This is a genomic window from Actinoplanes sp. NPDC023936, from assembly GCF_040639325.1.
Taxonomy (GTDB): Bacteria; Actinomycetota; Actinomycetes; order Mycobacteriales; family Micromonosporaceae; genus Actinoplanes.
Window position 1 is genome coordinate 86159 of sequence record NZ_JBEZZR010000021.1, and the last position, 12009, is coordinate 98167.

Annotated in this window: 12 protein-coding genes; 10 read left to right on the top strand and 2 right to left on the bottom strand. The window is 70.4% G+C overall.

The features are described from left to right. The first annotated feature begins 32 nt into the window (after positions 1 to 32). From rpsO to AB0F72_RS25415, 7 genes are all read left to right on the top strand, one after another. Positions 33 to 302: a 30S ribosomal protein S15 gene (gene rpsO / locus AB0F72_RS25385; RefSeq protein WP_360435755.1), complete on the top strand. Its 270-nt coding sequence runs from the start codon at positions 33 to 35 to the stop codon at positions 300 to 302. Between the two features lie 188 nt (positions 303 to 490). Beyond that, positions 491 to 2830, top strand: a complete 2340-nt coding sequence (locus AB0F72_RS25390; RefSeq protein WP_360435757.1) for a polyribonucleotide nucleotidyltransferase — start codon at positions 491 to 493, stop codon at positions 2828 to 2830. Positions 2831 to 2920: 90 nt separating this feature from the next. Beyond that, entirely contained in the window at positions 2921 to 4213 is a 1293-nt protein-coding gene (locus AB0F72_RS25395) for a pitrilysin family protein (RefSeq protein ID WP_360435759.1), read from the top strand. A gap of 15 nt (positions 4214 to 4228) precedes the next feature. Then, positions 4229 to 5194, top strand: a complete 966-nt coding sequence (locus tag AB0F72_RS25400; RefSeq protein WP_360435761.1) for a phosphatase PAP2 family protein — start codon at positions 4229 to 4231, stop codon at positions 5192 to 5194. 4 nt (positions 5195 to 5198) lie between these two features. After that, positions 5199 to 5957, top strand: a complete 759-nt coding sequence (gene dapB, locus AB0F72_RS25405; protein ID WP_360435763.1) for a 4-hydroxy-tetrahydrodipicolinate reductase — start codon at positions 5199 to 5201, stop codon at positions 5955 to 5957. A 131-nt stretch (positions 5958 to 6088) separates the two neighbouring features. After that, the gene (locus AB0F72_RS25410; protein ID WP_360435765.1) at positions 6089 to 6526 is read left to right on the top strand and encodes a hypothetical protein; all 438 of its coding nucleotides are present in this window, start codon (positions 6089 to 6091) and stop codon (positions 6524 to 6526) included. A gap of 2 nt (positions 6527 to 6528) precedes the next feature. After that, positions 6529 to 7368: an MFS transporter permease gene (locus tag AB0F72_RS25415; protein WP_360435860.1), complete on the top strand. Its 840-nt coding sequence runs from the start codon at positions 6529 to 6531 to the stop codon at positions 7366 to 7368. A gap of 908 nt (positions 7369 to 8276) precedes the next feature. Here AB0F72_RS25415 and AB0F72_RS25420 read toward each other — a convergent pair. Together AB0F72_RS25420 and AB0F72_RS25425 are read right to left on the bottom strand one after the other, a co-directional pair. Continuing rightward, positions 8277 to 8648 (bottom strand): DCC1-like thiol-disulfide oxidoreductase family protein, encoded by a 372-nt coding sequence (locus tag AB0F72_RS25420; protein ID WP_360435767.1) that lies wholly within the window; start codon positions 8646 to 8648, stop codon positions 8277 to 8279. Positions 8649 to 8652: 4 nt separating this feature from the next. Beyond that, on the bottom strand, positions 8653 to 9216 hold the full coding sequence (locus tag AB0F72_RS25425; protein WP_360435769.1) for a GNAT family N-acetyltransferase: 564 nt from the start codon (positions 9214 to 9216) through the stop codon (positions 8653 to 8655). Positions 9217 to 9256: 40 nt separating this feature from the next. On the opposite strand from AB0F72_RS25425, the gene AB0F72_RS25430 reads away from it, so the two are divergent. Genes AB0F72_RS25430 through dapA form a run of 3 tightly spaced genes read left to right on the top strand, consistent with a single transcriptional unit; the run spans position 9257 to position 12002 of the window. After that, entirely contained in the window at positions 9257 to 10528 is a 1272-nt protein-coding gene (locus AB0F72_RS25430; RefSeq protein WP_360435771.1) for a crosslink repair DNA glycosylase YcaQ family protein, read from the top strand. Positions 10529 to 10533: 5 nt separating this feature from the next. After that, positions 10534 to 11082 (top strand): DUF2752 domain-containing protein, encoded by a 549-nt coding sequence (locus AB0F72_RS25435; RefSeq protein ID WP_360435773.1) that lies wholly within the window; start codon positions 10534 to 10536, stop codon positions 11080 to 11082. Between the two features lie 26 nt (positions 11083 to 11108). After that, positions 11109 to 12002 (top strand): 4-hydroxy-tetrahydrodipicolinate synthase, encoded by an 894-nt coding sequence (gene dapA, locus AB0F72_RS25440; RefSeq protein ID WP_360435775.1) that lies wholly within the window; start codon positions 11109 to 11111, stop codon positions 12000 to 12002. The last annotated feature ends 7 nt before the right edge of the window (positions 12003 to 12009 follow it).

Below are 12009 nucleotides of genomic sequence, written 5' to 3' on the forward strand. Positions count from 1 at the left end.
CGTGCAATCGGCAACACAGAAGTCCGGAGAATATGGCGCTCGATCAAGAGACCAAGACCAAGATCATCGGTGAGTACGCGACCAAGGACGGCGACACTGGCTCGCCCGAGGTTCAGGTCGCGATGCTGACCAAGCGGATCGCCGACCTGACCGAGCACCTCAAGGTGCACAAGCACGACCACCACAGCCGGCGTGGCCTGCTGCTGCTGGTCGGTCAGCGTCGCCGCCTGCTGAACTACGTGCAGAAGAAGGACATCGCGCGTTACCGGACGCTCATCGAGCGTCTCGGCCTGCGCCGATAGTTTGACCCTGGGGGCGGCCACTGGTCGCCCCCAAGGATTTCCACCCCACGGACCCGCGCGGCCTAACCGCCCAGCACCGGTCCTCGGTAGTGGTTCCCAGGCCCTCGTCCTGGGCACTTCGATCGAAGACCGGCCTTCTGAACCGCGCAGTTGACCGCCGGGTCCTCGACGAAGGAGTACCGCACTTCATGACAGAGCAGAACACCGCTCTCGGCACCGAGTCCCGCACCGCCGTCATCGACAACGGATCGTTCGGCACCCGCGAGATTGTCTTCTCCACCGGCCGCCTTGCCCAGCAGGCCGCCGGTTCGGTGATCGTCCAGCTGGGCGACACCACCGTCCTCTCCGCCACGACCGCGAGCAAGCAGCCGAAGGAGCACTTCGACTTCTTCCCGCTGACCGTCGACGTCGAGGAGCGGATGTACGCGGCCGGCCGGATCCCCGGCTCGTTCTTCCGCCGCGAGGGCCGTCCCAGCGAGGACGCCATCCTCACCTGCCGCCTGATCGACCGGCCGCTGCGCCCGTCGTTCACCAAGGGCCTGCGCAACGAGGTCCAGGTCGTCGAGACCGTGCTGGCCCTCGACCCCGCCCACCCGTACGACGTGGTCGCGATGAACGCCGCCTCGATGTCGACGAAGCTCTCCGGCCTGCCGTTCAGCGGCCCGGTCGGCTCGACGCGCGTCGCGCACATCGACGGCCAGTGGGTCGCCTTCCCGACCCTCGAGGAACTCGAGCGGGCCACGTTCGACATGGTCGTGGCCGGCCGGGTCACCGCCGAGGGCGACGTCGCGATCATGATGGTCGAAGCCGAGGCCACCCCGCACGCGATCAAGCTGATCGCCGGTGGCGCGACCGCGCCGACCGAGGAGGTCGTGGCGAGCGGCCTCGAGGCCGCCAAGCCGGCCATCCGTGAACTCTGCCGCGCGCAGTCCGAGCTGGCCGAGATCGCCGCGAAGCCGGTCGTCGAGTTCCCGGTCTTCCTGGACTACCAGGACGACGTCTACGCCGCCGTCACCGAGGCCGTCCGCGCCGAGGTCGCCGAGGCACTGAAGATCGCCGGCAAGCAGGAGCGCGAGGAGTCCCTCGACCTGGTCAAGGCGAAGGCGCACGAGCTGCTCGACGAGCGGTTCGAGGGCCGGGAGAAGGAGATCAGCGCGGCGTTCCGCTCGGTCACCAAGTCCGAGGTGCGCCAGCGCGTCCTGCGTGAGCAGGTCCGCATCGACGGCCGCGGCCCGCGCGACATCCGCCCGCTGACCGCGCAGGTCGGCGTGCTGCCGCGGGTGCACGGCTCGGCGCTGTTCGAGCGTGGCGAGACCCAGATCCTGGGCGTCACCACGCTGAACATGCTCCGCCTGGAGCAGTCGCTGGACACTCTCGCCCCCGAGAAGACCAAGCGCTACATGCACAACTACAACTTCCCGCCCTACTCGACCGGTGAGACCGGCCGGGTGGGCTCGCCGAAGCGCCGCGAGATCGGTCACGGCGCGCTGGCCGAGCGGGCGCTCGTCCCGGTCCTGCCGTCGCGTGAGGAGTTCCCCTACGCGATCCGCCAGGTCTCCGAGGCCCTCGGCTCGAACGGCTCCACCTCGATGGGCTCGGTCTGCGCCTCGACGCTGGCCCTGCTCTCCGCCGGTGTCCCGCTGAAGGCGCCGGTCGCCGGCATCGCGATGGGCCTGATCTCGGACGAGGTCGACGGCAAGACGCAGTACGTCGCGCTCACCGACATCCTCGGTGCCGAGGACGCGTTCGGCGACATGGACTTCAAGGTCGCCGGCACCAGCGAGTTCGTCACCGCCCTGCAGCTCGACACCAAGCTCGACGGCATCCCGTCGGACGTGCTGGCCGGTGCCCTGCAGCAGGCGCACGAGGCTCGCGCGACGATCCTCGGCGTGATGACCGCCGCCATCGAGGCCCCGGCCGAGATGAGCGAGTACGCGCCGCGCGTCACCAGCGTGAAGATCCCGGTCGACAAGATCGGCATGGTGATCGGCCCGAAGGGTCAGACCATCAACGCGATCCAGGACGAGACCGGCGCCGACATCTCGATCGAGGACGACGGCACGATCTACGTCGGCGCGACGAACGGCCCGGCCGCCGAGGCCGCTGTCGAGCGGATCAACGCGATCGCGAACCCGACAATGCCGAAGGCCGGCGACAAGTTCCTCGGCACCGTGGTGAAGACGGCCGCGTTCGGCGCGTTCATCTCGCTGCTGCCGGGCCGCGACGGCCTGCTGCACATCTCCAAGGTGGGCGACGGCAAGCGGGTCGACAAGGTCGAGGACTTCCTCAACGTCGGCGACAAGGTCGAGGTCTCGATCGCGGACATCGACGCCCGCGGCAAGATCTACCTCGACAAGGTCCGCCCGGAGGGCGAGGAGGCGCCGGCCGCTCCGGCCGCCGACGCCGGTTCCGAGGGTGGCCGTCCGGAGCGCGCGCCGCGCGAGGACCGTGGCCCGCGTGAGGGTGGTGGCGAGCCCCGCCGCCGCCGTTCCCGCCCGGCGGGCGACCGTGGCGAGCGCCGCGACTAAGTAGTGACAGCGAACAGCAACCGCGGGCCGGCCGGAAGGCCGGCCCGCGTTGTCACCCATCCGACCGCCCCGCCCGCCGCCCCGAAACGGATGAGAACCTCCACCTCGACACTGCAGGACGGCATCAAGAAGACAGTCCTCCCGAGTGGCCTGCGCATCCTCACCGAGGCCATCCCGACCACCCGTAGCGCCTCGCTCGGGATCTGGGTCGGCATCGGTTCCCGGGACGAGACCCCGTCGCTGCACGGCGCCTCGCACTTCCTGGAGCACCTGCTCTTCAAGGGCACCCACAAGCGCACCGCGCTGGAGATCTCGGCGGAGATCGAGGCGGTGGGCGGCGAGACGAACGCCTTCACCACGAAGGAATACACCTGCTACTACGCGCGGGTGCTCGACGCCGATCTCTCGCTCGCGGTGGACGTGCTGGTGGACGCGGTCGCCGACTCGCTGCTGGAGCCGGCCGACGTGGAGACCGAGCGCGGCGTGATCCTCGAAGAGATCGCCATGCACGAGGACGAGCCCGGCGACGAGGTGCACGACATCTTCTCCGAGGCGATCTTCGGCAACCACCCGCTCGGCCGGCTGATCTCCGGAACACCGGAGTCGATCACGCCGATGACCCGGGACCAGATCAACCGGTTCTACCGCAAGCGCTACACGGCCCCCGAGGTCGTGATCGCGGCAGCCGGCAACCTGGACCACGCGACGGTGGTCAAGCTGGTTCGCAAGGCTCTCGCCGGCACCCCGCTCGACACCGGTCCGGCCGAGCCCGCCCCGACCCGCCCCGGGGATCGCAAGGTCCGCGTCGCCCGCGGGAAGACCGTGGTCGTGCACCGCGACACCGAGCAGGCGCACATCGTCCTGGGCGGCCCCGGACTGGGCCGGCACGACGAGCGCCGGTTCGCGCTGGGCGTGCTCAACAACGTTCTCGGCGGCGGCATGTCCAGCCGGCTCTTCCAGGAGATCCGGGAGAAGCGCGGCCTGGCCTACTCGGTCTACTCGTACGCGAGCCAGCATGCCGACGCCGGCCTGGTCGGCGTCTACGCGGGTTGCGCGCCGGCGAAAGCCGGGGAGGTGCTCGACCTCATCCGGGTGGAGCTGGACCGGGTCGCCGAGAAGGGCATCACCGCCGAGGAGCTGGCCCGCGGCAAGGGCATGGTGAAAGGCTCCTACGTGCTGGGCCTGGAGGACACCGGCTCCCGGATGAGCCGCCTCGCCAAGTCGGAGCTGCTGCACGGCGACATGATGGGCGTCGACGAGCTGCTCGCCCGGGTGGACGCGGTCACCGTCGCCGAGGTCAACAAGGTCGCCGCCGAGCTGTTCTCCGGCGAGCGCTCCCTGGCCGTGGTGGGGCCGTTCGGCGAGGACGACTTTCCGGCGTAGTTACCCTTGGACCCCGTGACGACCCTGGAGACCCCGCCCGAGACCCCCGCGACCCCGCCGCCACCGGAACTCCGGAGGCGGCGGATCATCGGGATGCTGATCTGGGCGGTGGTCTTCTCCGTCGGGGTCTACTTCGTCGGCGTGCCGACCAGCGACCCGCTGATCGCGTTCGGCTGGCTCTGGCTGGCGACCATCGCGTGGCGCAACTACGAGCCGTGGCGCACCCACCTGCGGTTCCTGCGGGACTGGCTGCCCGTCGCGCTGCTGCTGGTGATCTACAACGTGTCCCGCAGCTTCGCCGACGACCTGTTCGAGCCGCACGTGCTGCCGCTGATCGACGCGGACCGGTGGATGTTCGGCTGGTTCATGGACGGCCAGGTCCCGACCACGTGGTTGCAGCAGCACCTGTACGAGCCGGGCGTCACCCCGTGGTGGCTGGCGGTCGTCACGATCGTCTACGCCTCGCACTTCCTCACCGTGCCGACCATCGCGGTGATCCTCTGGATGCGCAACCGGGCCACGTGGGGCCGCTTCATGCGCCGCTGGATCACCCTCTGCGTGTTCGGCCTGATCACCTACTTCCTCTACCCGGCCGCGCCGCCGTGGTGGGCGTACGACTACGGCTTCCTCCCCGAGAAGGTCGTGCGGATCTCCACGAAGGGCTGGGACGTGATCGGCCTGCACGGTGCCGGCAACACCCTGAACGCGCTCCAGGTCTCCCAGTCGAACCCGGTCGCCGCGATGCCGTCGCTGCACACCGCGTGGGCCATGCTCGCCGTCGCGTTCTTCCTCCCGATGGTGGCGAAGAAGTGGTGGCCGCTGCTGTTCGCCTACCCGCTCGCGATGACGTTCACGCTCGTCTACACGGGCGAGCACTACGTGATCGACGTGCTGGTCGGATGGGCGTACGTGGCCGCCGTCTTCGTCGTCGTGGGGCTGGCCGAGCGGTGGTGGGCGGCGCGTCGCAGTACGTTAAGTTGACGGTGTGACAGACGTGCCTGAACCCATTCGTGTCGGCGTTCTCGGTGCCCGGGGCCGCATGGGCCTCGAGGTGTGCAAGGCGGTCGACGCGGCCGACGACCTCGAGCTGGTCGCCATGGTCGACCAGGGCGATCTGCTCTTCAGCGCCTCCGACACGGGCGCCCAGGTTCTCGTCGACTTCACCAACCCCGACGTGGTGATGGACAACCTGCGCTGGGCGATCGAGCAGGGCATCAGCGTGGTGGTCGGCACGTCCGGGTTCACCGAGGAGCGGCTGGAGCAGGTGCGCGGCTGGCTCGAAGGCAAGCCCGGCGTCGGCGTCCTGATCGCGCCGAACTTCGGCATCGGCGCCGTGCTGATGATGCAGTTCGCCGCCCGTGCCGCGAAGTACTTCGAGTCCGCGGAGATCATCGAGCAGCACCACCCGCGCAAGCTGGACGCGCCCAGCGGCACCTCGATGCACACCGCCAAGGTCATCGCCGAGGCGCGCGCCGCGGCGAACTGCCCGCCGATGCCGGACGCGACGAAGGAGGAGCAGCTCGGCGCCCGCGGCAGCGACATCGACGGCGTGCGGGTCCACTCGATCCGCGCCGCCGGTCTGGTCGCGCACCAGGAGGTGTTGTTCGGCACCACCGGCGAGACGCTGACGATCCGGCACGACTCGCTGGACCGCTCGTCGTTCATGCCGGGCGTGCTGCTCGCCGTCCGCCAGGTCCGGCAGCGTCCGGGCCTGACCATCGGGCTCGACGCCCTGCTGGACTGATTGCGCCTGCTGGACTGGCCCCGTGGGTGGCCCCGTGGGGCTGAACTGATTGCGCCCGCTGGACTGCCCGCGTGGGGCTGAACTGATTGCACGGGCTGGACTGATTGCGTGAGGTGGCTAGGTTGTCGTCGATGACCGAGCTGACGACGACCGGCCGCCGGGCGCGGGTCCTGGTGACTGTCGCCGGGCTCGTGCTGCTGCTCGCCGGCACTTTCTGGGGCCAGGACGACGACTTCCCGTTCGGCCCCTTCCGGATGTACTCGACGGCTCCCGACCCCAACGGCGCGGCGAAGGACACCCGCGTCGAGGGCGTCGACGTGACCGGCGCGGTGGTGCCCATCACCGAGTCGAACAGCGGGATCCGGCGTGCCGAGATCGAGGGCCAGCAGGCGGCGTACCAGGCCGACCCGTCCCGTCTGAGCCGGGTCGCCGACGCGTACGCCGAGCACACTCCGGGCGCCCCGGCACTGCGCGAGGTCCGCATCGTGATCCGCTGGCACCTTGTCGAACACAGCCGTCCGACCGGAACCTACACCGACGAGGTCGTCGCGGATTGGGTCCGCCCGTGATCATGCGCTGGCTTTTCGAACCGGTCCCGAAGGGTCGCATCGCCTCCTTCCGTACCCTCGTCTATCTGTTCGTCGCCCTCGACCTGGTGATCTTCACGCCGTGGGTGCGCTCGCACGCGAACACCCCCGGCGAGCTCTACGAGCCCCTGCTGATCGGCCGCCTGCTGCATCTGCCGACGCCGGGCCCCGTGCTGGTGTGGGGCATCTTCTGGACGCTGTTGGCCCTGTCGCTGGCCGCCGCGACCGGCCGCGCGCCGCGAGCGCTCGGCTGGACGGTCTTCCTGCTCTACTTCGAGTGGATGATCATCGCGATGTCCTACGGCAAGGTCGACCACGATCGCATCGGCCTGCTTGTCGCCCTCGCCGCGCTGCCCACCGCGGGCGCCGCGCGGCACGGCGATCAGGAGCGGACAACGGCCGGTGGCTGGGCCCTGCGGGTGACCCAGATCGCGGTGATCTGCACCTATTTCCTGGCCGCGTTCGCCAAACTCCGCTTCGGCGGCCTCGACTGGCTCACCAGCTCGGTCCTGGCACAGGCCATCATCCGCCGCGGCACCGACCTGGCCGACGCGATCGCCTCAGTACCCGGCCTGCTGATCGCCGCCCAGTGCGGCATCATCGCGTTCGAGCTGCTCAGCCCCCTCGTCTTCGTCGTTCCCCAACGCTGGCGCAACGCCGTCGTGGCCTTCTTCTACTCCTTCCACGTGGTCACCTTCTCCACGATCACGATCTCCTTCGCCCCGCACCTGGTGGCGATGGCGAGCTTCCTCTCGCTGGAACGCATCCGCCCGATCCACTGGCTCCGCACCCGAGCCGGCAAACAGCCAACCCTCACCGGCTGAGCCAGGCGCTCCTCAACCGCCTTCCCATCGGGTACGCCCGAAACCCTCCCCAACCGCACCACCCCCGTCCCCAGGCGCACCGCCCCTGACGCCCCTTCCGCCGGCGCGGCCCGCCGCCGGCCCCGGCGCCCCGTCACCTCGGCGCCCTGTCACCTCGGCGCCCCGTCACCTCTCCGTCTCTCCGTCTCGCCACCCCGCCGTCGGAGCCGCGTTGCTGTCCCGCCCCCACGATGCCCCTCCCGCTGAGCCGCCCGCCATCGAGCCGTAGCTCACGCATGAAAAAAGCCTGGATGACCTGCCTCAGCTACGGCTCGCGCTGCCCGGCCGTAGCTCGCGCATGAAAAAAGCGCGGATGACCTGCCTCAGCTACGGCTCGCGCTGCCCGGCCGTAGCTCGCGCATGAAAAAAGCCTGGATGACCTGCCTCAGCTACGGCTCGCGCTGCCGGGCCGTCGTTCAGGCAGCTAAGAGGCGCGGATGACCTGCGTCAGCTACGGCTCGCGCTGCTCGGCCGTCGTTCAGGCAGCTAAGAGGCGCGGATGACGTGCGTCAGCTACGGCTCGCGCTGCTCGGCCGTCGTTCAGGCAGCTAAGAGGCGCGGATGACCTGCGTCAGCTACGGCTCGCGCTGCTCGGCCGTCGTTCAGGCAGCTAAGAGGCCCGGATGACCTGCTTCAGCTACGGCTCGCGCCGCCGGGCAGCGGGGAACCCTCGTGCCGCCGGGCTGTGGCTGGGGAGCCCTCGCGCCGGCGGCCCGGGGCTGGGGAACCCGCGCCGGGGCGGGAGCCGGCCCGGGTGAGTGGGCAGCGGTAGCGAGACGCGCCGGACGGCCCTGGGCGGGCAGCAGGTCGCGCGGACTCTCGGGGGCGGATCCAGTGCGGTTGGGGGAGTGTCGGCTCGTACCGGGAAGTTATGGGCGTGGGCGGACGGCGCACGCCGCCGTTCCGCCGGGCATGAGGTGCCTGTGGTCTGCCACCCATTGGTAGGCCGGCCAGGCCAGACGGCTCACCGGGCGCAGCGCGAGGGCCGCGCCGGGGAGTGACCAGAAACGGCCGGCGTCGCGCAGCAGGTGGGCGATCGCGTCGGGGCCGGCCGCGGTGACGCCGTCGGTGCCGACCCACTGGACGGCGGCCTCGCACTGCTCGACTGTCAGGCCGAGTTTCGCCAGGTCGGCGAACTGCCAGGGGATCACCGTGGCGGTCGTCGGGATGCGGCGCTCGATGAAGTCGGCGCACAGTGTGCAGAACGAGCAGTCGCCGTCGAAGACGAAGGTGGGCGTCACCCCGCTATTCTCCGTCGATCGCGACGTGCAGACGAACCTGGGGTACGAGCATGTCGTCCACATCGAGCGCACGGGCCGCGCCGTCCGGCTCCCAGCCGGTCGAGCCGAGGAATTTGCGCATGACCTCGTCGGCTTCGTAAGCCCAGGCCACCGCTGACCGGAACTGATCGGAGCGCCAGTGGTCGACCATGGCGGCGAGAAGCCGGCTGCCGTGACCGCGCCGGCCCCAGCGGGGTTCGATCAGCAGGTCGGTGACCGCGGCGACGTCGTCCGGCAGCGGTTTCTCGGTCGGCGCGAGGGCGTGCTCGTCGGCCGGGCCGGACGCCGCGAAACCGACCACCGTCTTGGACGTCTCGCTCTGCTCGACCGCGATCAGGACGCGGTGCCGGGGGGACGGCGGCGCGGTGATCGCCTCGGTCCAGCCGCGCGCCAGGAACGCCTCGTCGAGGTTCGCCAGCACGTGTGCCGGGAACATCCGGCGGTACGCGGTACGCCAGGTGGAGAGCTGGATGCGCGCGATCTCCGGGGCGTCCTCGGGACGCGCGGGGCGGACGAAGCCGAGAGCCATGGCCGCAACTTTGTCACACCCCTGTCCTAAGTTGCTTCACGTGGCTGTCCCCGATTCGCTCACCGTCGCCCAGGCCCGCCGGATCACCCTGGCCGCCCAGGGTTTCGCCGACCCCCCACCGGGCGGCACAAAGCCGGGCGGCACAAAGCCGGGCGCCGCAAACCCGGGCGCCGCAAACCCGGGCGCCATCGACATGCGTCACCTGCGGCGAGTGCTGTCCCGCCTGCACCTGATCCAGATGGACTCGGTGAACGTGTTGCAGCGCGCCCACTTCATGCCGCTCTACAGTCGCCTCGGCCCCTACCCGGCGGCCCTGCTGGAGCGTGCGGCCTATCGCCGGCCGCGGGAGCTGTTCGAGTTCTGGGGGCACGAGGCGTCGCTGATCCGCACCGATCTGCAGCCCTATTTCCGCTGGCGGATGGCGCGGGCCCAGGAGTTCGCGTGGGGCAACATCCGGCGGATCGCGGCCGAGCAGCCGGAGCTGGTGGCCTGGGTGCTCGCCGAGGTACGCGAGCGCGGGCCGATCACCGCCGCCGAGATCGAGCACGACGCGCCGCGCACCAAGGACCACTGGGGGTGGAACTGGTCGGTGGTGAAACAGGCGCTGGAGTGGCTCTTCTTCACCGGCCAGGTGACGGCGGCCGAGCGGACCGGTTCGTTCGCCCGGCGGTACGACCTGACCGAGCGGGTGCTGCCCCCGGCGGTGCTGGCGGCGCCGACGCCGGCCGACCCCTTCCGGCACCTGGTGGAGCTCTCCGCGCGGACGCTGGGCGTCGCCGCCGAGCCGGAGTTGCGGGACTACTTCCGGCTGCCGGCCAAGACCGTCAAACCGGCGATCGCGGAGCTGGTGGCGGAGGGGACGCTGCTGCCGGTCACTGTCGCGGGGTGGAAACAGCAGGCCTACCTGCATCGCGACGCCCGCTTGCCGCGCTGGGTGAAGGCGCGGACGCTGGTCAGCCCGTTCGATCCGCTGATCTGGGAGCGGGGGCGGACGGAGCGGCTGTTCGGCATGACCTACCGCATCGAGATCTACGTGCCCAAACCCCAGCGGGTGTACGGGTATTACGTGCTCCCGTTCCTCCTCGGCGACAGGTTGGCCGCCCGCGTCGATCTGAAGGCCGAGCGGCGGACCGGTGAGTTGCAGATCCCGGCGGCCTGGCTGGAGCCGGGCGCTGATCCGGAGGAGACGGCCGGAGCGCTCGCGGCGGAGCTGGTCCGGCTGGCCGGCTGGCTGGGGCTGACGAGCGTCGGGGTGCCCGAGCGAGGTGACCTCGCGGAGGCGCTGAAGGCGAGCCTGGCGGGTGTAGCGTGACGGCCATGAGCAGCACGACGGGCCTGCCGCCGTGGCTGGCCGACGAGCCGGTGCAGGGTCCGCCGATCCCGCCGGAGTGGGTGGCCTATCGATATCCGCCGCCCCAGCAGGACCGGATCACCCGGTTCGTGGAGCGGGTCGCGGCCCGATCGCCGATCTGGCTCGCCCCGGTGGCCCTGCTCGCCTGCATGGGCGCCGCGGCGGGATACACGCTCGTCAGTGACCCGGTCTCGTCCGAGGCCGGCGCCGAGCCGACCTGCATCCTGAAATACCTGACCGGCTTCGTCTGCCCGGGCTGCGGCGGCACCCGCGCCGCGTGGTACCTGTTGCACGGCGATCTGCCGGCGGCGGCCCGGCACCACGCGATGTTCGTCTTCGCGGTGCCGTTCCTGCTCTACCTCTACGTGGCCTGGGCCGGCCGCAGGCTCTTCGAACTCCGGTTGCCGCAGTTGACGATCAGTCCGGCCGTCATGATCACATTCATGGCGGTCTGGGGTGTCTGGAGCATCCTGCGTAACCTTCCATGGGCCCCGTTCACCGCTTTCTACGTGTGACCGGAGCGTCCGATAGGTTGTCAGGTATGACGCACGACCCGCGGCCCTTCGGACGGCTGCTGACCGCCATGGTGACCCCGTTCACCCCGGACGGATCCCTGGACATCGAGGGAGCGGCACGACTGGCCGCCCACCTCGTCGACGAGCAGCGCAACGACGCTCTGGTGATCAGCGGGACCACCGGGGAGTCGCCGACCACGACCGACGCGGAGAAGGAGACCCTGCTGCGGGCCGTCATCGACGCCGTCGGCGACCGTGCCAAGGTGATCGCCGGTGTGGGCACCAACAACACCGCGCACACCATCGAGCTGGCCCACGCCGCGGAGAAAGCGGGCGCACACGGCCTGCTGGTCGTCACGCCGTACTACAACAAGCCCCCGCAGGCCGGCGTCGAGCGGCACTTCCGCGCGGTCGCCGACGCCACCGGGCTTCCGATCATGGTCTATGACATTCCGCACCGGGCCGGCACGGCGATCGCCACCGAGACGATGGTCCGGATCGCCGAGCACGAGCGGATCGTCGCGGTGAAGGACGCCAAGGGCGACCTGATCGCGACGTCCTGGGTGCTGTCCCGGACCCCCCTGGCGTACTACTCGGGCGACGACGCGGCCACGCTGCCGCTGCTCGCCATCGGCGGGGTCGGCCTGGTCGGCACGTCGACGCACTTCACCGGTGTGCTCGCCAAGGAGATGATCGAGGCCTTCGAGCGGGGCGACACGGCCACCGCGCTGGCCCGGCACCGGCAGGCTCTACCGCTGTTCACCGGCATCTTCAGGTCGCCGGGGACCATGCTGGTGAAGGCCGGGCTGAACGCTTCCGGGCTGCCCTCGGGCCCGGTCCGGTCGCCGCTGGTCGACGCCGGCGAGGACGAACTGATCCAACTGCGCACGGACGCCGCCGCAGCCGGCATCGCGCTGTGACAGGAAC

Coding starts and splice junctions, on each gene's coding strand:
- rpsO (WP_360435755.1), top strand. CDS start 33: ATGGCGCTCGATCAAGAGACCAAGACCAAGATCATCGGTGAGTACGCG.
- AB0F72_RS25390 (WP_360435757.1), top strand. CDS start 491: ATGACAGAGCAGAACACCGCTCTCGGCACCGAGTCCCGCACCGCCGTC.
- AB0F72_RS25395 (WP_360435759.1), top strand. CDS start 2,921: ATGAGAACCTCCACCTCGACACTGCAGGACGGCATCAAGAAGACAGTC.
- AB0F72_RS25410 (WP_360435765.1), top strand. CDS start 6,089: ATGACCGAGCTGACGACGACCGGCCGCCGGGCGCGGGTCCTGGTGACT.
- AB0F72_RS25415 (WP_360435860.1), top strand. CDS start 6,529: ATGCGCTGGCTTTTCGAACCGGTCCCGAAGGGTCGCATCGCCTCCTTC.
- AB0F72_RS25425 (WP_360435769.1), bottom strand. CDS start 9,216: ATGGCTCTCGGCTTCGTCCGCCCCGCGCGTCCCGAGGACGCCCCGGAG.
- AB0F72_RS25435 (WP_360435773.1), top strand. CDS start 10,534: ATGAGCAGCACGACGGGCCTGCCGCCGTGGCTGGCCGACGAGCCGGTG.
- dapA (WP_360435775.1), top strand. CDS start 11,109: ATGACGCACGACCCGCGGCCCTTCGGACGGCTGCTGACCGCCATGGTG.